The sequence below is a fragment of the Bacteroides sp. AM16-13 genome, from assembly GCF_003602705.1.
GTDB classification, from domain to species: Bacteria; Bacteroidota; Bacteroidia; order Bacteroidales; family Bacteroidaceae; genus Bacteroides; species Bacteroides xylanisolvens.
The window spans coordinates 16762-42247 of record NZ_QTLK01000012.1 but is presented as its reverse complement, the minus strand read 5'-3'; the positions used below and the strand labels follow the sequence as shown (position 1 = coordinate 42247).

Genomic DNA, 25486 nt, shown 5'->3' with positions numbered 1-25486 from the left:
AATGATAATTAGATAGTATGGAGATTGAAAAACTAATTGTTAAATACTTGGTCGGGTGTTTATCTAAAGAAGAAGACCAAATTCTAAAAAAATGGTTGCAAGAGGATGAATCTCATCTGCGTTTTTTTCAGAAAATCAGCTTGGATAAGACTGCTGTTGAGGATTATCGTCAATATCATCGTTTTGATGCTAAATCGGATGAGGCTTTCCGTAAAGTATGGACCTCTTTACATAAGGGAACTAGAAGGATATCAACGCAAAGAAAAATAGGCTTTTTTTCTCGTCGTTGGTTGAAGATTGCTTGTGCTCTACTGATATTGCTATTTTCTGTAGGGGGAGGACTCTATTTTTACTATGAGGCATCACGAATAACTCCTGGAGAGTCAAAAGCAATATTGACTTTAGAAGATGGTAGTGCTAAACAATTGAAAAAATCAGGGCAAGAACATTGGATTTATATAGGTGATACACCTATTGCAAGAGAGTATGATGGGATGATTGTTTATCATATCCCAGAAACATCAAAAGTGGAAATAAGTCAACAGAATACTTTGTCTGTTCCTCGTGGAGGAGAATTTCGATTAACTTTATCAGATGGAACAAGGGTACATTTGAATTCTTTATCAGAGTTGAAATATCCGGTTAGTTTTAAAGGTATGAATGAACGAACTGTAGAATTGAAAGGGGAGGCCTTTTTTGAAATAGCGAAAGATTCATTACATCCATTTAAAGTAGAAACTCAAGGAATTTTGATACAGCAGTTTGGGACGGCGTTTAATGTGAAGTCTCGTGTGAAAGGAAAAGTTGAAGTTGCTTTAGTGCAGGGTAGCATTGGAATTTATACTCAATCTCAAAAGTTGCATAAACTATCACCAGGACAGCTAGCCATATGGGATGCTTCTACGGATCTTTTATCAGTTGAAAATAAAGATTTGTTATTAAATACCGCTTGGCATTCTAATCGTTTTATTTTTTATGATGAGAGTCTGGGAAGTCTGATGGAAGAACTTGCATTGTGGTATAATGTAGATGTTGATTTCTTAGATAAATCATTGAAAGTACTTCATTTCACAGGCAGTTTATATCGATATGACGATATAGCTGTCATTTTGAATGCTATCGAAGAGACAGTAAATGTTGACTTTAAGATTTCCGGACTTCGTATTAAAATTGATCGGAAGAATAAATAATAATATATAAGTGATTATGAGAATTCTAATTATTATAATGTTGCTATGTACAACATTAGTCCCTAATTACCTGTATGCCATTTCTCATGAAAATTATAGTGAGGAATCGTTCTTGTTCGTTGGTGAAGATTATATGCAAGAGAATTATAAGGTAACGTTACATTTGAGTGGTGTTTCTGTTAGTACATTGTTTAATGAGATCCAAAAACAGACCAAACTGGATTTTGTTTATAATACAGAATTATTGGAGACTATAACACCGATTTCCGTTACGGCAGAAAAGGAATCAGTTTTTGATGTTTTGAATCGTTTGTTTAATGGAACAGGTTTTATTTTTAAAAAGTCTGGCAATATTATCACTGTTAATAAAAAAGAAGAACTACAGCAGGATGATAAATTCTTAGTAACAGGAGAAGTAAAGGATGATACCGGTGAACCATTAGTCGGTGTAACTATACAACAAAAGGATACTCGTAATATTACGATAACGGATATGGATGGACGCTATTCAATTCAAGTGTCTAGTAAGGCAGAGGCTTTTTTAACTTTTTCATTTGTGGGGATGAAAACGAAAACAGTACCCGTTAAGGGAAGAGTACTTAATGTAAAACTTGTTCAGGATGCGATTTCTATTGATGATGTCGTGGTTGTAGGAGCGTATGGTACAGCACAAAAGAGGCTAGACCAAGTCGGTAGTGCTTTTCAAGTGAATGCTGACCAGTTAAAAGCATTACCAGCTTTACGAGTGGATAAAATGTTGGATGGCTTGATTCCGGGAGTGAAAATTGATCCGAATACAGATTCACCGGATAATACACGTGCACGTTACAATGTAAGGGTTCGTGGAGATGCTTCTCTATCTGCTTCGAACGAGCCATTGTGGGTTGTGGATGGGACTCCTATTTATACAGGTGAACATACTAATTTGATTCCTGGAATGAGTACGACTATCAGTCCGTTATCTTTTATCAATCCTGATGATATTGAGTCAATAACAGTATTGAAGGATGCTACGGCAACTTCCATTTACGGAGCGAATGGTGCAAACGGAGTCATATTGATAACAACTAAAAAAGGAAAAGAAGGTGACTTGCGTATTCATTTAACGGCTCAATATGGAGTTGCAAAGATTGATAAGAGTACTAGTCCGAAAGTTCTGAATGCCAATCAATATCTAATGTTAGCTAAGGAAGCTTATCAAAATGCAGGGAACGATTTAAAATACTTTCCCTATACTGATAATGAAATGAACAAATACAGCCTTACAAATACAGATTGGACAGATGTGTTTTATGATACCGCTAATACTTTTCAAACAAATTTATCTTTAATGGGAGGGGCTCGGAATACAGCGTATTATTTATCAGCTTCTTATTTAGAGAATACAGCAACGGTGAAAGGGAATAAACAACAGCGTTTTTCTATTCGTTCTAATTTGGATTTTACTTTTCTTCGAAAGTTTAAGGTCTCGGTTGATCTTGCTACTTCTTATAATGTGAATGATTTGTTTAATCCAGGAAGGGATTATTATGAGTACTTACCGATATTCGAACCATATAATGAAGATGGAACTTTTCGTCTTTACAATAAGGTTATATCCGGAAAAGAAACGGATGGAAGTCCTAAATGGTCGGAGAACCGTTTCTTGAACAGTGTAGCGGAAAGGGAAGAGAATATTTATAATCAAAAGACTTTATATACGAATGCCAATTTAATGTTGAGATATGATATTCTTTCAGGGTTATCTTACACAGGACAATTTGGTGTTGATTATCAGTCAGGTAAGGAAGAAATTTATTATGCTCGTACTAATTGGTCCGGAATGACGAGCGCTGATGGTCCGATAGGTTATTCCACTAGAAACTCATTAAATATGATGAACTGGACTACTGTACATCGCATTAATTATAAGCAGTCTTTTGATAAACATGATATAAGTGGATTATTGGGGATTGAGGCTGGTTCACAGGACTATGTGACACTTGGAGTTACAGGGTCAGGCTTCATTAATGATCATATTCAAGATGTGTCTTATGCAAAAGAGCGTAAAGGGACTAATACTAGTAAGACGAAACGCAAAGCTTCTATGTTAGGGCAGCTTAGTTATTCTTACGATCATCGATATTATGTGACATTAAATGGACGTAGAGACGGAAATTCACAATTTGGGTCAGATGTACGCTGGGCTAATTTTGGTTCTATAGGAGTTTCTTGGAATGTTCAGAATGAGAGTTTTTACAATATTCCATGGATGAATATTTTGAAAATAAAAGCTAGTTATGGGGCAAATGGAAATTCCCGCTTAGGTTCTCAGGAAGCTCTTGGCTTATATTCTTATGGGGAAAGTTATTCTTATGCAGGAGAAATAGGTGGTGTTATGTCGGGGTGTCCAAACAGCCGTTTGAGTTGGGAAACTACTTATATGACAAATATAGGTGTTCGTGTACGCTTGTTCGATCGTTTGGATATAGAAGTTGAAGGGTATCATAATAAGACAACTAATTTGTTGAGTAATTTAGATGTTTCTCGAACGACAGGTGATACTCGTGTGTATAGAAATGTAGGAACAATATTAAATAAAGGGATTGAAGTGACTATAACTAGTCACAATTTCCGGCCGAAGAAAGATGGTGATTTCAGTTGGTTAACTGATCTGAATCTAGCACATAATAGTAATAAACTCTTAGAGCTATATAATGGCATTCAGAAAAATATGGGTGAGATGGTTTGGAGGGAAGGATATGACATACATACATATAACTTAGTGCGCTGGGCTGGAGTTGATCCTCGTGACGGAGCACCTTTGTGGTATGATGCAAAAGGGAATATAACACGGATTTACAGTACGGATAACCGTGTCCCGTATAAGAGTTCAACTCCTGTCCTAGCTGGTGGCTTGACAAATACTTTAACGTACAAAGATTTTAGTTTGCGCTTTATGTTCAATTATTCAATAGGAGGCTACGGATTTACATCTTTCGGTAGGGCAAGTAATTCGGATGGGTTGAATATAATGACGGAAAATCAGTCTATTGACCAGTTGAATCGTTGGCAAAAATCCGGCGATTTAGTGCTGAACCCTAAACCAATATGGGGTGTCTCTACTCAGTCGGTGATGAACTCTACCCGTTATTTGTATAACAAAACTCAGGTTCGTTTGCAGAATCTAGTATTTTCCTATCGAATTCCCCGGACAATTCTACATTCGACTGGCTTAAAAGATTGTTCTATTTCTTTAATTGGAGATAATTTATGGGTCTGGACCCCTTATTCGGGAAAGGATCATAATTCTTATAAAACATGTATGAGTGGTTATCCGATGGAAAGATATTTCTCGATAGCACTAAATGTAGGATTATAATTAAATAGGTTTAAGATAACATGAAAAAAAGAATATATCTACTAGTCGGTGCTTTATGCATCATTATGCAATTGGTTAGCAGTTGTACCAATTTTTTAGAAGTTGAAGAAAAAGGAAAAACAACAATCCCTTCATTCCTTTCAGATCCTGACGGACTTAATGCAGGGCTGGTTGGCGCATATAATAAGATGTATGCTTATTATGACAATGAGTTTACAAAATATCCGGATGTTGCCGGAAATATGTTGTCAATGAAGTATGTCTCTGCAGGAGCAGATATGCTTGATCAGTATAATTTTACTTCTGATGCTTTACAAGAGACAGGAGCTGTAGGGTATATTTGGCGTAAAATATATGAAGCCTTGGCAAATGTGAATAATGTAATTCAATATCAGCCTCAGGTGATTTCAGCTTATCCGAATGCAAAGGATATGTGTCAACGTATTCTCGGAGAAGCTTTATTCTTGAGGGCATTGTGCCATTTCGATTTATGTAGGGTATATGCACAACCTTATAATTACACGTCAGATGCTTCACATTTAGGAGTTCCTATTCTATTAAAAACTCCAGGTCCCGATGATAATGTTTCCAGGGAGAGTGTTAAGAAAGTATATTTACAAATTTTAGCAGATTTGGAACGAGCTGCCGATTGTTTCAGGGGCATTGAATCAAGTGGAATATATTATGCTTCTTTACAAGCGGTCAACGCATTATATTCGAGAGTCTATTTGTATATGGAAGATTGGAATAACGCCCTGAAGTATGCAAAACTGGCAATTGGGACAGGGAAACTGTCTCAAGGAGATACCTATTTAAATATGTACCAGGATCTTTCTACTACGGGAGAAGCTATCTTTCGATTGAATGGAATAGATCAATCAGGAAAATTAAAGGCTTTTTATGATGCTTCCTGTGTTCCTGCAGATACATTATTTACGTTGTTCGATGAAGGAGATATCCGTCTTGGCTTACTTAGAAATAAAGATGGAATAGCTTATTGTTCCAAATATTATTCTCTAAAACAGCCAGATAATCAAGTGAATAGGGATGATCCATTTGTTTTCCGTCTTTCCGAAATGTATATGAATGCTGCTGAAGCAGCTTGGCATCTGAAAGATTATACAGCTGCTTCCGGATATCTTAAATCTATTTTGGAGCGTGCTGTAGATACAGACTATGCAGTCAATACACTTAGTCAATATTCAGACGCAAAACTGATACAACTGATAGAGAAGGAACGTGTAAAGGAACTCTGTTTTGAGGGACATAACTTCTTTGACATTATACGCTGGAAGCAGGATCTTAAACGTGAGGAAAATACGAATTCTTCAGTGGAAAAGATCGTTTATCCTAGTGATTATTTTGTATTGCCTATTCCGCAAGTAGAATTGAATGCGAATACAAATATGCAACCCAATCCGACAGTAAACAATTAAAAATAAATCATTTATGAGATCACTATACTTTATATTACTAATAAGCTGCCTTTGGGCATGTACTACTGATGAGAAAGAGCCTTATGATACGCCTTTTATTCATATTATGACAGATAAAGGTGTATCTAAAGTTATTGTCAAGTCGGATGTGAATAACATTAATACTTATAGTGTGTATCTGAGTTCGAAACCTCTGACTGAGAATCTGGAAGTGAACTATCAAGTCATAGTAGGAGATGGTCTGAAATCCGGTGTTGATTTTGAACTGGTAACAAAGGGTAGTACATTAACTTTTCTACCGGGTATTTATGATATGCCCATACGCATCCGATGGATGCCAAATCATTTAGATGAGAACAAAGACAATACAATAACCATTCGTTTGACTGGCAATAATCAAGGACTGACTATGGGGCTTCCAGGTCCCGACGGTTTACAGCGCGAACTGGTGATAGAGAAACAGAATTAATGAAGGAGTAGAATGAAAAAGTTTTTATGGCTGATTTTTATAGGCTTATTGCTAAGCCCTGTTGTATACGGGCAATCATCGGAGTTCTTACAGTATGATAAGAATCTGATTGTAAGAAAACTGGATAATGGATTAACCTATTATATTTACCCGAATACGAATCCCAAAGGGGAAGCCGTTTATCGTTTGTTTGTGAAGGCTGGTTCCGTCATGGAGAAGGAGAATCAACGAGGATTGGCTCATTTCCTAGAACACATGGCATTTAATGGTAGTTATCATTTCCCCTCTGATGGTATGGTTCGTTTCTTAGAGTCGAAAGGAGCCAAATTCGGGAAAGATTTAAACGCGCACACCTCGTTTAATGAGACTGTGTATAAATTGCAGTTGCCTTCATCCAATCCTCAAATGGTAGATTCAACATTAACTATCTTAGCTGATTGGGCAGGCGGGCTTTCTATCGATTCAATGCAGGTAGAAAAAGAACGTGGAGTTATACTTTCGGAATGGTTGTCGAAGAGAGATGCCAAACGCGATAGTGATACAGCTTTTCTATTGGAGCTTCTGAATAGTTCGCACTATTCCGAACGAATGACTATTGGTGATACGGCTGTCATTAGAAACTGTAAACGAGAGGATATTCTGGATTATTATCAAACATGGTATCATCCTTCACTAATGGCTGTGGCCGTTGTAGGTGATATAAATCCTGAACAGGTTGAGACGCTTATAAAGGAGAAATTCGGGAAACTATCGTCTCTTGCCTCTCCTATTTGGAAGCAATGCCACATTCCTGTTTATAAAAAGGAAGCGGTAAAGATACTTACCAATGAATCGCTGAAAACAATAGAATTGGATATGATTCAGTTGCTGCCACTTTCAAAACCGGTTCAGACAGCAAAGGATTATAAGGCTTATTTGACCCGAACATTATTGAATCGCCTTTTTAAGATGCGAATGAATGCTTGGGCTTTTGAAAATCCTTCTTATAGGAAAGCCAGTATTCAGTACTCAAGTTTTCTGAATGCAACTGGAGTATTGCTATGTTCGGTAGAACTACTACCTGGGAAAATGGAAAAAGGTATTTCGGAGTTTATTGCACAGCAACAGCAAATCTTTCGTTATGGGTTTACTGAGACGGAAATAGAACGTGCCAAAAAGGTTATTTATAATAACTTGGAGAATAAACTTCAAAATCAGCAAAATCCTGCTTCCGTTGAATTAATGAACGATATTTATGCCGATTTTTATGTAGGAAACAGATTTACCTCATTACAAGAAGAGTATCGATTAGTTCAACGATATTTTCCAGAACTAGACTCTGTTGCTTTGGTTAGGAATTTGGCAAAAGTATATTCACCCCAAAAGATGCATTATCTATTGCGAGCAAATGAAAAAGCTAATAAGGAAGTGAATGGAGATGCGACTTTGATGTCAATTATAAAAGAAGCCAGAAAACAATCTTCGAAACGGTATAATAAATATTTTTCTGTACCGGATGAATTATGCCAATTACCGTCGGGGGGACATATTGTCAGAGAAGAAAATATACCAGAGATAGGAGCTGTGTCTCTTTGGCTAAATAATGGCACGCGCATTATATTTAAGTCTTCAGAACTCGATAAGGGGAAGGTGTTGTTGACTGGTTTTCGGAAAGGAGGGCTTTATTCTTTAGATTCTTTACATTATTATACAGGTCTATTCGCTCCCAGTATTATTTCACTTTCTGGAGCCGGAAATTTTTCAAGGGATGCATTGAACTATTTTCTGGCAGGAAACTCTGCTTCTATGCGTCTACTTGTTGATAAGACACGTACTGGGCTAGCTGGAGTATCGCAGGTAAAGGATATGGAAACAATGTTTCAACTACTCTATACCAAATGGATGTACCCTCAGTTGGATACAGCAATTTGTAAACAAACAATAGAGAAGACAAAAGAAAATTATCGTGTCAAGCAAAAAAGTCCGACGGAGTTTTTTCAGGAAGAACTAATGTGGCTTTTGAACGGACGAAATTACACAAATACAATACTTTCTGATTCTTTAATAACACGATATGTAAAGCAAGAGGATATGCTTCCTCTATTCAATCGTTTTTATGGTGCAGCGAAAGATTACACATTTGTTATTTTGGGAGACTGTACTATACAGGATATAAAGCCGTTAATCACTACATATATTGGTGGATTACCTAAAGGATCGAATGATACGGATTGGTGTTATACAGAACGTAATATACCTTATAAATCCTGTTCATTGATACGTCACACGGGGGATTCTCCTAAAGCATCAGTTTCATTGATTTTCCAGCAAGACAGTTTGTTAGAGGAGTTTAGCTCATTCACATTGAAATCGAATGTAATGAAAGCGATGTTGCGCACTTGTTTACTTAACCGTTTGCGTGAGGAAATGGGAAAAGTCTATAGTGTAAGCGTAGCTTCGAGTGCGGGTTTATATCCTTCTTTCTTATCACGAACGATGATTGGATTTGTCTGCTTGCCAGAGGATGTTGATAGTTTGGTTAATGCTACACAAGAAGAATTACAAAGACTTTATGAATATCCGGAATCATTTGACGGTATATTAACGGATGTTAAACGTAATCTTTTGAAAGATTTTGAATTGGATAAACAAAAAAACTCTTTTTGGACTTCTTGGATTCGCAATTCCATATTCAATCAACAGGAGGATTGGAAATATCTGAATAATTATGCACAAACAGTAAATAGTATAACAGCAAAAGATATTTCTTCTTTTGCAAAATCTTTATTGAGCACTACTCCCATGATAAAAGCTGTGCTTTACCCTAAAAATTAGTAATAATATGATTGTATAACAGGACTCCGGTCCACAAATATTTATGGTATGAATAGAATGAAAGATTTATTTTGGATGGCAGTAATTGTTTTGTTTGCTGCGTTTTCATCTTGTTCGGATGACAAGAATGATGGGACAGATGAAGGAGTTGAAGCTAAGCTGTTAACCTTTGGGTTTTATGCTGAAGATAATTCAAGTATATTATCAGATGATTATATAGCTACCCTATCTTCCACAACAGCTAAGGTTACTATGCCTGCATTTATAGATAAAAGTGCACTTGTCGCTCGCTTTACGACGAACGATGGTAATATCGTCTTGGTAGATGGAGTTACACAAGTTAGTGGTGCTACTGCCAATGATTTTACAGCTCCTGTAGATTACATTGTTAGTAATGGAAAACAGAATGTAAAGTATACGATAACAGTTGCTAAGTCTTCTAATATGGCTTGGGTAAGAATGCCGGACTTTACAGCGACATCAGTTTTCAGTGGATCTGTTTTAAAAATAAACCCGGTGGATCAAGTTCCATATCTTGGTTTTAAACTAAAAGAAGAAGAGAAAATGGCTGTCATAAAACTTGTTGATGGTACAACTTGGACAGCAGTTGGTTCTTTAGAAGGCTTTGGAGGAGAAGTTAGTTTGTCAAATTATGATTTTGATATTGACAAGGATGGAATTCCTTATGTCGTTTATTCTGATAACAGTGCTACCACAGTTGCAGGTGCTGCGTCTTTAATGAAATGGAATGGGACTACCTGGAATTATGTAGGTAATCAAGGATTTGTAAATGCTCAATCTCAGCAATTACATTTAAGAGTATTAGATAATGGAGAGACTATTGTTTCACAAGTGAACAATAGCAACAAAGTTTCTTTTCCAAGGCGAGTGTTAGTTATGTCTATTTATCAGAACAGTTGGGCGAGTAGTGAATTACCACTTTTGGCTTCCGGGACTCCAATCTATAATTGTAATCTTGCTAAGACAGAGCATGCTGCCTATCTGTTGGTGGTTAACCGTGGGGCAGTAGCAGGCGTAAATTATGGTCATTCAGTATATGAATATAAAAATGGAACATGGAGTATTCTATTAAATAACTATGTAGAACCAAATGCTACTCAGACTGGTATTGTTGGATTGGATATTGAAGCAGAAGAAAATGGTACACTTTATATCTTAACAAGTGATGATGCAGTGACATCAGGTGTGTATAACTTGAGACTAAAGAAATATGATCCGGTAACAAAACAATGGTCCACAGTAGGAGGAAATCCATTGCCTTTGGATTTTAAAACCTCAACTTCAACTTCAGTGGCCATATCAATAGCTCCTGATGGTACTCCTTTTGTTGCCTACAGAGATGAACAAGATCAAGATTATCCAAAGGTTATTTATTTGGATAATGAAACTAAGCAATGGTCAGATCCTCATAAATTAGCAGATATTGCTTCTAGTAATTTGAATATAGCTTTCTCCTCCACAGGAGTTGGATATATTTCATTTACAGATGACAATAACCATGCTATAGTTTTTAAATATACAGATAAGTAAACGTTATGCTTTTAATAAAATAATGTAAATGCGAGGAAGGGTATAGATGGTTTTTATCTTAATATATCCTTCCTTGTTTTTATCTTAATAAGATGAAAAAATGAAAAAGTTCATGATTATATATATATTCTTCTTATTAGGCAGTTTTGTTTCCACAAAATGTTTGGCTCAAGATGTTGCTTGGATAGAAGGTTGTGTCTATGAAGATGGTAATCAAAATGGGATTCAGGACAAAGGAGAAAAAGGTATTTCGGGAATAGCCATATCTAATGGAGATACTGTTCTACTTGCAGATAAACAGGGACATTTCAGAATCAGACTTTCTAAGGGAAACAGTATCTTCCCGATTCTTCCGAATAATTGGACACTATTGTCTAATCAAATAGTAAATTCAGGATTTTATTATTGGAATAGTCATGGGGATACCGAGACGCAACAAATCAATTTTGGATTGAATAAGAAAAAGGTAAATAAGCATTTCTCAATAAACGCAATAGGAGATGTACAAGTCGGTAATTCTCAGGAGTTGGATTATGCTTCCCGTTCTTTATGGCCAGAACTTTTGCAAGCAGATTCGTCTTCGTTCAATATATTTTTAGGTGATTTAGTGAATAACAATTTAAATTTATTTCCCGCTATCAAACAGATGATGGAACTATTGCCTGTACAATCATGGACAGTTATAGGTAATCACGATCGGGATGCTGATTCTATAAGGATTAATCAAACCTTTTCATATAATACAGCTTTTGGATCAGCGACTTATGCTTTTAACGAAGGAAACGTACATTTTATTGTTCTAAATAATGTCTATGGTAAAGGAACACGTTCTTATGTAGGGAAGATTTCTGATAGTCAATTGCGCTTTGTCTCAAATGATCTGAAACTTGTACCTAAAAATGCTCAGATCGTACTTTGTATGCATATTCCATTAGTACATACTACTAATTCATCCGCATTGATTGAAATATTAGAAGGACGAGGGAATGTTTTAGCTTTGACTGGGCACATGCATCAGGTGGAGAGGAATTTTTTACATGGTCAGGATGTTTGTGTACATGAATTAGTAACAGGGGCTTCTTGTGGTTTCTGGTGGGTGGGAGAAAAGGATTGGGAAGGTATTCCGTCTGCTTTGATGCAATGTGGTACTCCTCGTAATTATTTTGTTTTTGATTTTACAGAGAAAGACTATTCTTTCCGGTATAAGGGCATAGGGATGGATGCTTCCCGACAGATGAATATTTGGATTGCAGGTATTGACTCGACAGATGTTTATATCGATGAATTGAGAAACAAACACCAGGGAGAAATGCTTGTAACTGTTTATGGAGCTTCAGATAGTACAATAGTACGTTGTCGTTTGGATAATGGTGAATGGTTATTATGTGAGAAGAAAGAAGAACTTGATGTGAATGTAGCAAGGGTGAGAAGTTGGAATCAGCTAAAAATATATCCAACTCGTTTCAATCGTAGAAATCCGTTCAGAAGGCAATTTTCTCCTCAAATCTGGGGACTACAATTACCTAAAGAGTGCTGCGAAGGTGTTCATTTGATCGCTGTTGAAGCTTCTGATCAATGGGGATTTAAAGCTAGTGGCGAACGCTGCTTTTATTATCAAAGATAGTATTTTTTAAGGAATTCTGTATATCTGTAAATAGAGCCAATATCTGTCTTATTAGACAATCGGATACATTGGGTAATATGACTAACAAGTAACTTCATCTTTTTTATTATGATATAAATGAAGCAATATAAGTCGCTGCTTCTGGTGAAGTCAGAAAAAACAGAATACTTATATTTCTTTTGTTGCAGAACATTTTGCTCCTGTCGTCAACCTTTTTTCGGAATAATTTGTTTACTTTGTGTCACCTTATTTACACTGACACATTTTACATGAAACGAAAATGGATACGTTGGGTAAGCTGGATACTGCTTACTCCTATAATACTCTTTGTAATACTAATGGTATTGCTTTATGTTCCTCCCGTTCAGAATCTTTTGCGTCGGGAGGTTACTGCATACGCCTCTAAAGCAACCGGCATGCAGATTCAGGTGGAGCGGATAGACCTTCGTTTCCCACTTAATCTGTTGGTACGTGGCGTGGAGGTCATTCAACAGCCGGACACCCTTTTGTCTTTAGAAAGCCTCAATGTCCGTGTACAGGCATGGCCGTTGATAAAAGGAAAAGTTGAAGTGGATGAAGTGACTTTGAGCCGGGTAGCCGTTAATTCAGCCGATTTGATGGAGGGAATGAAGATTAAAGGCGTTTTGGGACGTTTCTTCCTGCAAAGTCATGGCGTCGATCTGTCTAATGAACTAGCGGTTATCAATCAGGTCGAACTATCCGACACTCACATGCAGCTACTGATGAATGATACCACAACTACGCCCAAAGATACCACAGCTTCTGCTCCGATCAACTGGAAAGTAGCTCTTCATCAGTTGAAATTGAAAAATGTATCGTTCAGCATGCAACTTCCTGCTGATTCCATGCGTATGACGGCCCATATTGGAGAAGCGGCCATCAATAATGCTCAAGCAGATTTGAAGAATCAATACTACGACTTGAAGAAGTTCTTATTATCGGGAACCTCCGCCAGCTATGATACCGGAACTGCTCAACCGACAGAGGGCTTCGACGCTTCTCATATTGCCGTTCGGGATATTCGCATCGCTCTGGATTCCTTGCTGTATAAAGGGAGGGATATGAACGCAGTCATTCGTGAATTTACCATGAACGAACGCTCCGGATTGAGCGTCACTGCCCTGACGGGTAGAGCCTACTCCAATGATTCTGTTATCTGTGTTCCCAGTTTGAAACTGAACACTCCACATTCTGAAATCGATTTATCTGCACATACCTATTGGGAACTGGTCAACATCCCGACTACGGGCCGCTTATCTGCCCGTCTCAATGCCTATATTGGCAAAGAAGACGTCATGCTATTTGCCGGTGCTCTACCTGAAAGCTTCAAAGAAGCCTATCCATTCCGCCCGCTCGTCATCCGTGCCGGTACGGATGGCAATCTGAAAGAAATGCAGATTTCCCGCTTTACAGTAGACCTGCCGGGGGCTTTTGCATTGGAGGGCGGTGGTCTTTTGGAAAACCTCGCCGACAACCTCACACGCACCGGAACCATCGGTCTGAAAATGACCACTCAAAACCTAAACTTCCTGACCGCTCTGTCGGGAGAAGCCCCTAATGGCACGCTTGTTATTCCTGACAGTATGAATCTGGTGGCGAAAGTGGATATCAAAGGTCCTGAATATAAAGCAAATCTCCGTTTGAAAGAAGGACAAGGAGCTATGGATGTGAATGCGGCCTTAAATACCGCTACCGAAGTCTATAAGGCTGATCTGAAAATAGACAATCTGCAACTTCATAGTTTCCTCCCGAAAGACTCTATCTATGAACTTTCTCTCTCGGCTGCAGCTAATGGTCGTGGATTAGATGTCATGTCCTACCATTCATTTGCCAAATTGAATCTTGCATTAGATCAACTTCATTATGCTAAATACCATCTTTCCGATCTTGATCTGACGGGAGAACTTAAAGGCGCATTGGTCACTGCACATCTGACAAGCGATAATGCTTTATTGAAAATGATAACAGATGCTGAATATAATCTGGCACACAGTTACCCCGACGGTAAAATAACGATTGATGTTACTCAACTGGATTTGCATGAACTGGGAATTATGCCGCAGCCAATGAAGCGTCCGTTGACTTTTAACTTAGTTGCCGAAGCCCGTCGGGATTTAGTTTCGGCACATTTAATCTCCGGTGATATGAAACTCGACTTGAGCGCACGCTCCGGTGTTAATCCTTTAATTCGCCAATCTACTCATTTTGTGGATGTATTGATGAAGCAGATTGATGAGAAAGCATTGAATCACGCTGAATTGCGTAAGGCGTTACCGACGGCAGTTTTCTCTTTCTCTGCAGGGCAAGAAAACCCCTTGGCGTATTTTCTGGCTACTAAAAAGATTGCTTACCATGATGCTTCAGTGAAATTTGGAACGGCTCCTGATTGGGGAATCAATGGAAAAGCCGCTATTCACGCTTTGAAAGTGGATACTTTGCAACTAGACACCATCTTCTTTACGGTCAAACAAGACACTACACTCATGAAATTGCGTGCCGGTGTTATTAACGGACCGAAGAATCCGCAATTCTCTTTCTCTACTACACTGACAGGAGAGATTCGTGACCGGGATGCGGAACTGCTGGTAGACTTTAAGAATGGAAAAGGAGAAACTGGCGTATTGCTTGGCGTCAATGCACGTCCTTTATTGGAAGGTCATGGAAAAGGCGATGGATTAGCTTTCACATTAATCCCGGAAGAACCGATTGTTGCCTTTCAGAAATTCCATTTTAATGAGAATCACAATTGGATTTATGTGCATAAAAATATGCGTGTTTACGCTAATGTAGATATGTGGGATGATGAAGGAATGGGATTCCGTGTACATTCGGTGCAGGGAGACACTGTTTCTTTACAGAATATAGATGTTGAAATCCGAAGAATCAGTTTAGCCGAATTGAGTAAGGTACTACCTTACTTCCCGGAAATAACCGGTTTATTCTCTGCGGAAGCACACTACGTACAGACTGAAAAAGACCTTCAACTCTCGGTTGAATCATCTATTGACGAGCTGACTTATGAACGTCAACGAATTGGTGATGTGACATTAGGAGCTACCTGGTTGCCGGGCGAACAAGGAAAGCAATATCTTAACGCTTATCTGAATCATGACAAGGTGGAAGTGATGGTGGCGGATGGCAAGTTGATCCCAACCCGATTAGGAAAGGATAGCTTGGAAGTGAACGCCACTTTAGAGCATTTCCCGCTTCGTGTAGCTAATGTATTTATTCCCGATCAGATGGTTACATTAGCTGGTGATATGGATGGTAATCTGAATATTACCGGTAGCACCGAACAGCCTTTGATTAATGGCGAACTGATATTGGATAGCGTTTCTGTCCTGTCCCGGCAGTATGGTGCCAACTTCAGATTTGATAACCGTCCGGTACAGATAAAGAATAATCGGTTGGAATTTGATAAATTCGCTATCTATACAACAGGAAAAACTCCATTCACGATTGACGGTTATGTTGATTTCAGGGATATGTCCCGACCGATGGCGAATCTGAATCTGCTGGCGCAGAACTATACGCTTCTGGATGCCAAACGCACTCGTGAGAGTCTGGTCTACGGAAAAGTCTTTGCCGATTTCCGGGCAACAGTGAAAGGGCCGTTGGATGGATTGAACATGCGTGGAAACATGAGCCTGCTGGGTAATACAGACGTTTCCTATATCTTGACCGACTCGCCGTTGACGGTACAGGATCGTTTGGGAAGTCTGGTAACCTTTACTTCGTTTAGCGACACCACTACGGTTGTCCAACAAGAAGTGCCGACTGTTTCTTTAGGCGGGTTGGACATGGTGATGATGGTACATATCGATCCATCCGTCCGTTTGAAAGTCGATTTGGATGCAAGCAATGACAATCGTGTCGAACTGGAAGGGGGAGGTGACCTCTCTATGAAATATACTCCGCAAGGTGATCTGACATTGACCGGACGCTATACGTTGAGCGGCGGTTTGATGAAATATGCTTTACCTGTCATTGCTGCCAAAGAATTTGCTATCGATAACGGTAGCTATGTGGAATGGACAGGAAACCCCATGGACCCGATGTTGAACTTCAAAGCAACCGATCGTATCCGTGCTTCTGTTTCCGAGGGAGAGAACGGCGGAACACGTTCGGTTAATTTCGATGTGTCCATCGTTGTCAAGAACCGGTTGGATAATCTTTCTTTTGCATTTGATGTATCTGCTCCCGAAGATGCAACCATACAAAACGAGTTGACAGCCATGGGGGCGGAAGAGAGAGGTAAACAAGCCCTCTATATTATGGTTATGAAAACCTATCTTGGCACCGGACCGATTGGTGGCGGAGGTGGTGGATTGGGTAAACTAAATATGGGTTCCGCACTGAACTCCGTATTAAGCAGCCAAATCAACTCATTGATGGGAAATTTGAAAAATGCCAGTGTTTCTGTCGGTATCGAAGATCACAATTTGTCGGATACGGGTGGTAAGCGTACGGATTACAGTTTCCGTTATTCACAACGTCTCTTTAACAACCGTTTCCAGATTGTAATCGGAGGTAAGGTGTCTACAGGTGAGAATGCGACGAATGATGCGGAATCCTTTATCGATAACATCTCTCTGGAATATCGTTTGGATAGAACCGGAACCCGTTATGTTCGTCTGTTCTACGATAAAAACTACGAGAGTGTACTCGAAGGCGAGATTACGGAAACAGGAGTCGGTCTGGTACTTCGCAAGAAACTGGACAAACTCAGTGAACTGTTCATCTTTAAGAAAAAGAAGTAAGCATGAAAGGGATATATAATAACATATTAGCAAGTTGTCTGATTGGTATCATTTTGTTTTCGGGCTGTTCGGTGACAAAACACCTGCCTGAAGGGGAGGTACTTTATACAGGAGGAAAAACGGTGGTAGAGAATAAGTCGGCAACACCGGTAGGAGAGACGGCTTTAACAGAGATTGATGCGGCTCTTGACAAAACTCCCAGTACAAAGATGTTAGGAGGCCTTCTGCCTATTCCTTTTAAAATGTGGATGTATAACGACTTTGTGAAATATAAAAAGGGATTTGGAAAGTGGATGTTCAACCGCCTGGCTGCCAATCCTCCGGTGTTTATCTCTACTGTCAATCCGGAGATTCGTATCAAGGTGGCTACAAACTTACTCCGTGATTATGGTTACTTCAATGGGAAAGTGACTTATGAAACATTGGTCGATAAGAAAGACAGCCTGAAAGCAAGTATTCTTTATACGGTAGACATGAAGAATCCTTATTTTATAGATACGGTTTATTATCAGCGTTTCACTCCTCAAACGTTGCGCATTATGGAACGGGGACGTCGAATGTCTTATATAAGTCCCGGCGAGCAGTTTAACGTGGTCGATCTGGATGAAGAGCGTACCCGTATCAGTACGCTGTTGCGTAACCGGGGATATTTTTACTTCCGTCCCGATTATATGACTTATCAGGCAGATACGACATTGGTTCCCGGTGGACATATCAGCCTTCGTCTGATTCCCGTTCCGGGATTACCCGCTGCGGCACAACGTCCTTACTATGTAGGAGATGCTTCTGTTTACCTGTTTGGCAAGAATGGTGAGGCGCCCAATGACAGCATGATGTATAAGAATCTGAATATACATTATTATAAGAAATTGCAGGTACGTCCGAATATGCTTTATCGTTGGTTGAACTATCAACAGTTTGTGCGGAATGCACAGATGCGGGCTTCCAATCGTACCCGTCTTTACAGTCAGTATCGACAGGAGCAGGTGCAGGAGAAACTTAGCCAGTTGGGAATCTTCAGTTATCTGGATTTGCAATATGCTCCGAAAGATACGACAGCCGTTTGTGATACGCTGAACGTAACCATGCAGGCCACGTTTGCCAAGCCGCTGGACGCCGAACTGGAATTGAATGTCGTAACCAAAAGTAACGACCAAACCGGTCCCGGAGCATCATTCGGTGTCACCCGGAACAATGTATTCGGAGGTGGCGAAAGCTGGAACGTGAAGCTGAAAGGCTCTTATGAATGGCAAACCGGCGGAGGAGAAAAAAGCTCTTTGATGAACAGCTGGGAGATGGGAGTTTCTACCTCTCTGACTTTCCCGCGCGTGGTTTTCCCGCATTGGGGGAAAAGGGAGTTTGACTTCCCGGCTACCACTACATTCCGTTTATACATCGACCAGTTGAACCGTGCCAGGTATTATAAACTATTGTCATTCGGCGGAAATGCTACCTACGATTTCCAACCGACACGTACAAGCCGGCATAGTATCACCCCTTTCAAACTGACATTCAACGTCCTGCAACACCAATCGGAAGAGTTCAGGGAGATTGCCGATGCCAATCCTGCATTATATATCAGTTTGAAAGACCAGTTTATTCCTGCTATGGAATATACCTATACGTATGATAATGCCTCCGCACGCGGTATTAAAAATCCGATCTGGTGGCAATCGACTGTAACCTCTGCCGGTAACCTGACCTCGGTGATTTACCGTGCTTTCGGTCAGTCTTTCAGCAAAGAGGACAAGCGTTTGCTGAACGTCCCTTTCGCGCAGTTTGTGAAACTGAATACGGAATTCCGCCATTTGTGGAATATGGACAAGAATAATAAGATTGCTTCCCGTGTAGCTTTGGGCGCTCTCTTCGCCTACGGTAATGCAACGATAGCCCCTTACAGCGAACAATTCTATGTGGGTGGTGCCAACAGCATCCGCGCTTTTACGGTACGTAGCATCGGCCCGGGCGGATACCATCCGGCGGAAAGCCGCTACTCTTACCTCGACCAGACGGGTACTTTCCGTTTTGAGGCAAATGTAGAATACCGTTTCCGTATCTTTAAGAGCATTTGGGGAGCCACTTTCCTGGATGCGGGAAACGTTTGGCTGATGCGCAAGGATGAGGCCCGTCCCAATTCACAACTCGAACTGAAAACGTTCCCGAAACAGATCGCTTTGGGCACCGGTGTCGGTATTCGTTATGATATGGATATTCTTGTGTTCCGTCTTGATTTCGGTATTCCTTTGCATCTGCCTTACGATACAGAACGAAGCGGATATTACAATGTCACAGGATCCTTTATGAAGAATCTGGGAATACATTTTGCTATCGGTTATCCCTTCTAACGTTCTTTCTTTGTCTTGAAACAAAGAAAGAACCAAAGAAAATTCAAGGCTGCGTTTTTCCGGCTACTCCGGTGTTCTCTCCGGCTAAAGGGCAGAAACTCGCTTCGCTCAAACAGTCTGCCCTTTTTAACGCTGGAGAAAACGCCTGCGCTTAACGCCGGAAAAACGAGGCCGATCCCCTTTCGGCGTGTTTGCTGCATAGGTTATGAATTACCGGATTTCTAGATTTGTCATTGATGTACTTTTGATTCTGCATGGGTTTACATGCCGAAAGGTTTTCCGACCTACTTTTTTCTCCGTTAAGCGAACACCCGTAACGAAGCGTTAAAAAGGGCAGATTGTTTGAGCGAAGCGAGTTTCTGCCCTTTAGCGTAGTGAAGGGTGTGAGTAGGAGAAAAAAGTCAGTCTTGAATTTTTCTTTGTTTCTTTCTTTTGTTTCAAGACAAAAGAAAGAAAGTTTTTGTAAATTTGCAACGAAATCTGATGCCGTTGACATCACTAACCTTTTAATATTACACAATTTATGAAACCAACTTTATTCTTATTGGCAGCCGGTATGGGTAGCCGTTATGGAGGCTTGAAGCAATTAGACGGACTGGGTCCTAATGGCGAAACTATTATGGATTACTCAATCTATGATGCTATCAATGCCGGATTTGGCAAACTTGTATTTGTAATCCGCAAAGATTTTGAACAAGATTTCCGTGATAAAATTATTTCCAAATACGAAGGTCACATTCCTTGCGAACTGGTATTTCAGTCAATTGACGATCTTCCGGAAGGCTTTACTTGCCCGGCAGACCGTACCAAACCTTGGGGTACTAACCATGCAGTAATGATGGGTGCTGATGTGATTAAAGAACCGTTTGCAGTGATCAACTGCGATGACTTCTATGGTCGTGATTCTTTCCAGGTAATGGGCAAATTCCTTTCTGCTCTTCCTGAAAATTCAAAGAACGTTTATTCAATGGTAGGTTTTCGTGTAGGAAATACATTGAGCGAAAGCGGTACGGTATCTCGTGGTATCTGTAGTACAGATGCTAAAGGATTGTTGACATCTGTAGTAGAACGTACGAAGATTCAACGTCTGGACGGTGAAGTGAAATATATCGGTGATGATGGCGAATGGACGGCTACTCCCGACACGACTCCGGTAAGTATGAACTTCTGGGGATTCACTCCTGATTACTTCGCTTACAGCCAGGAATTCTTCAAGACTTTCCTTAGCGATCCGAAGAATATGGAAAACCTGAAGAGCGAGTTCTTCATCCCATTGATGGTAGATAAATTGATTAATGACGGAACTGCCACTGTTGAAGTACTGGATACTACCAGCAAGTGGTTCGGCGTCACTTATCCGGAAGACCGTCAGAGCGTAGTAGACAAGATTCAGGCATTGGTAGATGCCGGTGAATATCCTGCTAAGTTGTTCTAAAGAAGAGCCATTGATTAAGATAAAGAGCAGTCATTCATAAGAATGACTGCTTTTTTTGTTTTTCATAACGTATCATACTAAGTAGTATCTAATAAATATTCAGTATCTTTGCAGTCCAAAATGTTATAAATCAGAAGCAGAAGTGATTTCAGTAGAAGGATTATCAGTAGAATTTAATGCGACGCCGCTTTTTGAGGACGTCAGCTATGTAATTAATAAGAAAGACCGCATTGCGCTGGTCGGCAAAAATGGTGCCGGCAAATCAACCATGCTGAAGATATTGGCAGGTTTGCAGTCACCGACACGCGGAGTGGTAGCTACTCCGAAAGATGTAACCATCGGATATTTGCCACAGGTCATGATTCTTTCCGACAACCGGACGGTGATGGGAGAGGCAGAACTGGCATTCGAACATATATTTGAGCTTCAGGCGAAGTTGGAACGGATGAATCAGGAACTGGCGGAACGGACAGACTATGATTCGGAAGAATATCATCAGTTGATAGACCGTTTCACGCATGAAAACGACCGCTTCCTGATGATGGGCGGTACGAACTTTCAGGCGGAAATCGAACGGACACTTCTTGGATTGGGATTCAGCCGGGAAGATTTTGAACGCCCTACTTCGGAGTTTTCCGGTGGATGGCGTATGCGTATCGAATTGGCAAAACTGCTTTTACGACGCCCGGACGTGCTTTTGCTCGATGAGCCGACCAATCACCTTGATATTGAAAGTATCCAATGGTTGGAAAACTTTTTGTCTACACGTGCCAATGCAGTCGTATTAGTCAGCCATGACCGTGCTTTCCTGAATAACGTAACTACCCGCACCATCGAAATTACTTGCGGTCAGATTTACGACTACAAAGTGAAGTACGATGAATTTGTAGTCTTGCGTAAAGAACGCCGTGAGCAACAGCTCCGTGCTTACGAAAATCAGCAGAAACAAATACAAGATACGGAAGATTTTATTGAACGCTTCCGTTATAAAGCAACGAAGGCCGTACAGGTGCAAAGCCGTATCAAGCAACTGGAAAAGATAGACCGCATCGAAGTGGACGAGGAAGATAATTCCGCCTTGCGTTTAAAATTCCCTCCAGCCAGTCGTAGCGGAAACTATCCTGTGATTTGCGAAGATGTGCGCAAAGCGTATGGCAGCCATGTCGTTTTCCATGATGTCAACCTGACTATCAACAGGGGAGAGAAAGTGGCTTTCGTCGGAAAGAACGGAGAGGGTAAGTCTACCTTGGTGAAATGTATCATGGACGAAATTGATTTCGAAGGCAAACTAACGATCGGACATAATGTACAAATCGGTTATTTTGCGCAGAACCAGGCACAAATGTTGGATGAGAACCTGACTGTATTCGATACGATTGACCGAGTAGCGACAGGAGATATCCGTCTGAAGATACGTGATATACTGGGAGCTTTCATGTTTGGAGGCGAAGCTTCGGATAAAAAGGTGAAAGTCCTTTCCGGAGGAGAACGTACGCGATTGGCGATGATTAAACTTCTGCTGGAACCCGTAAATCTACTGATTCTGGACGAACCGACCAATCATTTGGATATGCGTTCGAAAGATGTTTTGAAGGAAGCTATCCGCGAATTTGACGGAACAGTGATTCTTGTCAGCCACGACCGTGATTTTCTGGATGGACTTGCGACTAAAGTATATGAGTTTGGTGGTGGACTTGTAAAAGAACACCTTGGAGGTATCTATGAATTCTTGCAAAAGAAAAAGATAGATAGCTTGAACGAGCTTCAGAAAGGAGCGGGACTGTCGGCTTCTCCTACGGCTTCAGCTAAAGGTAATGAACCTGAAACCGGTCAGCCTTCGGAGAATAAGCTCTCTTACGAAGCCCAGAAAGAACTTAATAAGAAGATTAAGAAACTCGAACGCCAGGTGGCGGACTGCGAAGCCTCAATAGAGGAAACCGAATCCGCGATTGCTATCGTAGAAGCGAAGATGGCAACTCCCGAAGGAGCTTCGGATATGCAGCTCTATGAACGGCATCAAAAACTGAAGCAACAGTTGGATGGCATTGTTGAAGAGTGGGAACGGGTTTCGATGGAACTGGAAGAAACGAAAAATTAGAACAAAATGCATATTTCCGGGCACTATGTGAGAGAAACGTTATACCTCGGTAGAAGGTATTCCTGGCGGGTATCTGTTTCTCGGTGTCGAAACAGGTGTTTCTCGTTGAGGAACGAGGCGTTCCTCGGTGTCGGTCACCTTCTTCCTCGGTGCCGGACTGCGGGTAGGATGATTGTTGATTAGAGAGACTATTTAATTATTTATACAATATGAAAGTAACCAAGTATTTACCAATTCTTGCCGTATGCCTTATGACAACAGGATGTAACAGTAAGAAAGAGGCCGTGCTGACGTCCGGTATCGACCTTGCTAATCTGGATACCACGGCTATGCCGGGTACAAGTTTTTATCAATATGCCTGTGGAGGTTGGGTGAAAGATCATCCGCTGACAGACGAGTATTCACGTTTCGGTACATTCGACATGTTGCGCGAAAACAGTCGTGAACAACTGAAAGCATTGATTGCCGAATTGGCAGCGAAGAAAGATAACGCACCGGGCAGTGCTGCGCAGAAAGTAGGCGATCTTTATAATATCGCAATGGATAGCGTGAAGCTGAACCAGGAAGGTGTAGCTCCGATCAAAGCAGAACTGGCAGCCATTGACGCTCTCAAGGATAAAGGAGAAATCTATGCATATATCGCCGAGAGCCAGAAGAAAGGCATCCGTCCTTACTTCACCATGTTCGTAAGTGCAGATGATATGAACAGTTCCATGAATATCGTACAGACCTATCAAGGTGGTATCGGAATGGGACAGCGTGACTATTATCTGGAGAATGACGAGCAGACTAAAAATATCCGTAATAAATATCAGGAACATATCGCCAAAATGTTCCAGTTGGCAGGTTATGATGAGGCTACTGCACAGAAAGCTGTGAAAGCAGTGATGAACATCGAAACTCGCCTAGCGAAAGCGGCTCGTTCACAAGTGGAATTGCGTGATCCTCATGCTAATTATAACAAGATGGATAGGGCGACGCTGAAAAAGAACTTCCCGACTTTTGACTGGGATACTTATTTCACCGTTTCCGGTTTGAAAGATTTGGAAGAAGTGAACGTAGGTCAGCCTGCTGCCATGAAGGAAGTAGCCGATGTGATAAACACCGTATCACTGGACGATCAGAAACTGTACCTCCAATGGGGATTGATAGATGCTGCCGCTTCTTATCTAAGCGATGATTTTGAAGCACAAAACTTCGACTTCTACAGTAGGACAATGTCTGGTAAGAAAGAAATGCAACCTCGCTGGAAACGTTCCGTGAGCACCGTAGATGGTGTACTTGGCGAAGTGGTAGGACAGATGTATGTAGAGAAGTACTTCCCGGCTGCTGCCAAAGAACGTATGGTTACACTGGTGAAGAACCTGCAAACTTCTTTGGGAGAACGTATCAAAGGTTTGGAATGGATGAGTGAACCGACCAAGGAAAAAGCGTTGGAGAAACTGGCAACCTTCCATGTAAAAATAGGTTATCCTGATAAATGGAAAGATTACTCCGCACTGGAGATCAAAGATGATTCTTACTGGGCAAATATCGAGCGTGCCAACGAATGGGATTATAACGAAATGATTGCCAAAGCCGGCAAACCGGTAGACAAGGATGAATGGTTGATGACTCCTCAAACTGTGAACGCTTATTATAACCCGACTACTAATGAAATCTGTTTCCCGGCAGCTATCCTGCAACCTCCGTTCTTCGATATGAATGCGGACGATGCTATGAACTACGGTGCAATCGGCGTGGTAATCGGCCATGAGATGACTCATGGATTTGACGATCAGGGACGTCAATATGACAAAGACGGAAACCTGAAAGACTGGTGGACAGAAGAAGATGCTAAAAAGTTCGAAGAACGGGCACAGGTGATGGTTAACTTCTTTGACAGCATTGAAGTAGCTCCGGGCGTACACGCAAACGGTAGCCTGACACTTGGAGAGAACATTGCCGACCACGGAGGTTTGCAAGTTTCTTTCCAGGCATTCAAGAATGCAACAGAAGCCGCACCACTGGAAATTGTTGACGGATTTACTCCGGAACAACGTTTCTTCCTGGCTTACGCTAATGTGTGGGCAGGAAATATCCGTCCGGAAGAAATTCTCCGATTAACCAAACTTGATCCTCACTCATTAGGCAAATGGCGTGTGGACGGTGCTCTTCCTCATATCCAGAATTGGTATGAAGCATTCAAAATCACCGAACAGGATTCGATGTTCGTACCTAAAGAAAAACGAGTATCTATCTGGTAATAGTTTTTGAATAGAGAACATATATGCGAAGAGGCGTTGATTTTCCGTTGAGGAGAGTCAACGCTTTTTTTTATTAATTCACACCTTATTTATTACGTACGATAAACAATATTTCGTAACTTTGCACACCAAATAC

12 protein-coding genes are annotated in these 25486 nt (G+C 40.6%); all 12 read left to right on the top strand.

The window, feature by feature from the left end; translation table 11 throughout:
* The first annotated feature begins 17 nt into the window (after positions 1 to 17).
* The 12 genes from DW173_RS11395 (at position 18) to DW173_RS11330 (ending at position 25350) form a co-directional block, all read left to right on the top strand.
* Positions 18 to 1190, top strand: coding sequence for a FecR family protein (locus DW173_RS11395; protein ID WP_120144469.1), 1173 nt, complete (start codon positions 18 to 20; stop codon positions 1188 to 1190).
* Positions 1191 to 1206: 16 nt separating this feature from the next.
* Complete coding sequence (locus DW173_RS11390) at positions 1207 to 4551, top strand: SusC/RagA family TonB-linked outer membrane protein (protein WP_004304927.1); 3345 nt, start codon at positions 1207 to 1209, stop codon at positions 4549 to 4551.
* Between the two features lie 20 nt (positions 4552 to 4571).
* A complete protein-coding gene (locus tag DW173_RS11385; RefSeq protein WP_004324639.1) occupies positions 4572 to 5987 on the top strand; it encodes a RagB/SusD family nutrient uptake outer membrane protein in 1416 nt (471 codons plus the stop codon).
* Positions 5988 to 6000: 13 nt separating this feature from the next.
* Positions 6001 to 6456, top strand: coding sequence for a hypothetical protein (locus DW173_RS11380; protein WP_004304925.1), 456 nt, complete (start codon positions 6001 to 6003; stop codon positions 6454 to 6456).
* Positions 6457 to 6468: 12 nt separating this feature from the next.
* Positions 6469 to 9270 (top strand): M16 family metallopeptidase, encoded by a 2802-nt coding sequence (locus tag DW173_RS11375; protein ID WP_004304924.1) that lies wholly within the window; start codon positions 6469 to 6471, stop codon positions 9268 to 9270.
* A gap of 48 nt (positions 9271 to 9318) precedes the next feature.
* Entirely contained in the window at positions 9319 to 10821 is a 1503-nt protein-coding gene (locus DW173_RS11370) for a hypothetical protein (protein ID WP_225450265.1), read from the top strand.
* Positions 10822 to 10921: 100 nt separating this feature from the next.
* On the top strand, positions 10922 to 12445 hold the full coding sequence (locus tag DW173_RS11365; protein ID WP_004304922.1) for a calcineurin-like phosphoesterase C-terminal domain-containing protein: 1524 nt from the start codon (positions 10922 to 10924) through the stop codon (positions 12443 to 12445).
* A 269-nt stretch (positions 12446 to 12714) separates the two neighbouring features.
* Positions 12715 to 17226 (top strand): translocation/assembly module TamB domain-containing protein, encoded by a 4512-nt coding sequence (locus DW173_RS11360; RefSeq protein WP_199722837.1) that lies wholly within the window; start codon positions 12715 to 12717, stop codon positions 17224 to 17226.
* Positions 17227 to 17228: 2 nt separating this feature from the next.
* Entirely contained in the window at positions 17229 to 19571 is a 2343-nt protein-coding gene (locus DW173_RS11355; protein WP_087322928.1) for a BamA/TamA family outer membrane protein, read from the top strand.
* 523 nt (positions 19572 to 20094) lie between these two features.
* Entirely contained in the window at positions 20095 to 21006 is a 912-nt protein-coding gene (locus DW173_RS11340; protein ID WP_004299937.1) for an NDP-sugar synthase, read from the top strand.
* 142 nt (positions 21007 to 21148) lie between these two features.
* The gene (gene abc-f / locus DW173_RS11335) at positions 21149 to 23104 is read left to right on the top strand and encodes a ribosomal protection-like ABC-F family protein (RefSeq protein ID WP_008024615.1); all 1956 of its coding nucleotides are present in this window, start codon (positions 21149 to 21151) and stop codon (positions 23102 to 23104) included.
* Positions 23105 to 23313: 209 nt separating this feature from the next.
* Positions 23314 to 25350, top strand: coding sequence for a M13 family metallopeptidase (locus DW173_RS11330; RefSeq protein ID WP_004299939.1), 2037 nt, complete (start codon positions 23314 to 23316; stop codon positions 25348 to 25350).
* Positions 25351 to 25486 lie beyond the last annotated feature (136 nt).

Bases quoted from the DNA above. Each gene is read 5' to 3' on its own strand.
- DW173_RS11395 (WP_120144469.1), top strand. From the start codon at position 18: ATGGAGATTGAAAAACTAATTGTTAAATACTTGGTCGGGTGTTTATCT.
- DW173_RS11390 (WP_004304927.1), top strand. From the start codon at position 1,207: ATGAGAATTCTAATTATTATAATGTTGCTATGTACAACATTAGTCCCT.
- DW173_RS11385 (WP_004324639.1), top strand. From the start codon at position 4,572: ATGAAAAAAAGAATATATCTACTAGTCGGTGCTTTATGCATCATTATG.
- DW173_RS11380 (WP_004304925.1), top strand. From the start codon at position 6,001: ATGAGATCACTATACTTTATATTACTAATAAGCTGCCTTTGGGCATGT.
- DW173_RS11375 (WP_004304924.1), top strand. From the start codon at position 6,469: ATGAAAAAGTTTTTATGGCTGATTTTTATAGGCTTATTGCTAAGCCCT.
- DW173_RS11370 (WP_225450265.1), top strand. From the start codon at position 9,319: ATGAATAGAATGAAAGATTTATTTTGGATGGCAGTAATTGTTTTGTTT.
- DW173_RS11365 (WP_004304922.1), top strand. From the start codon at position 10,922: ATGAAAAAGTTCATGATTATATATATATTCTTCTTATTAGGCAGTTTT.
- DW173_RS11360 (WP_199722837.1), top strand. From the start codon at position 12,715: ATGAAACGAAAATGGATACGTTGGGTAAGCTGGATACTGCTTACTCCT.
- DW173_RS11355 (WP_087322928.1), top strand. From the start codon at position 17,229: ATGAAAGGGATATATAATAACATATTAGCAAGTTGTCTGATTGGTATC.
- DW173_RS11340 (WP_004299937.1), top strand. From the start codon at position 20,095: ATGAAACCAACTTTATTCTTATTGGCAGCCGGTATGGGTAGCCGTTAT.
- DW173_RS11330 (WP_004299939.1), top strand. From the start codon at position 23,314: ATGAAAGTAACCAAGTATTTACCAATTCTTGCCGTATGCCTTATGACA.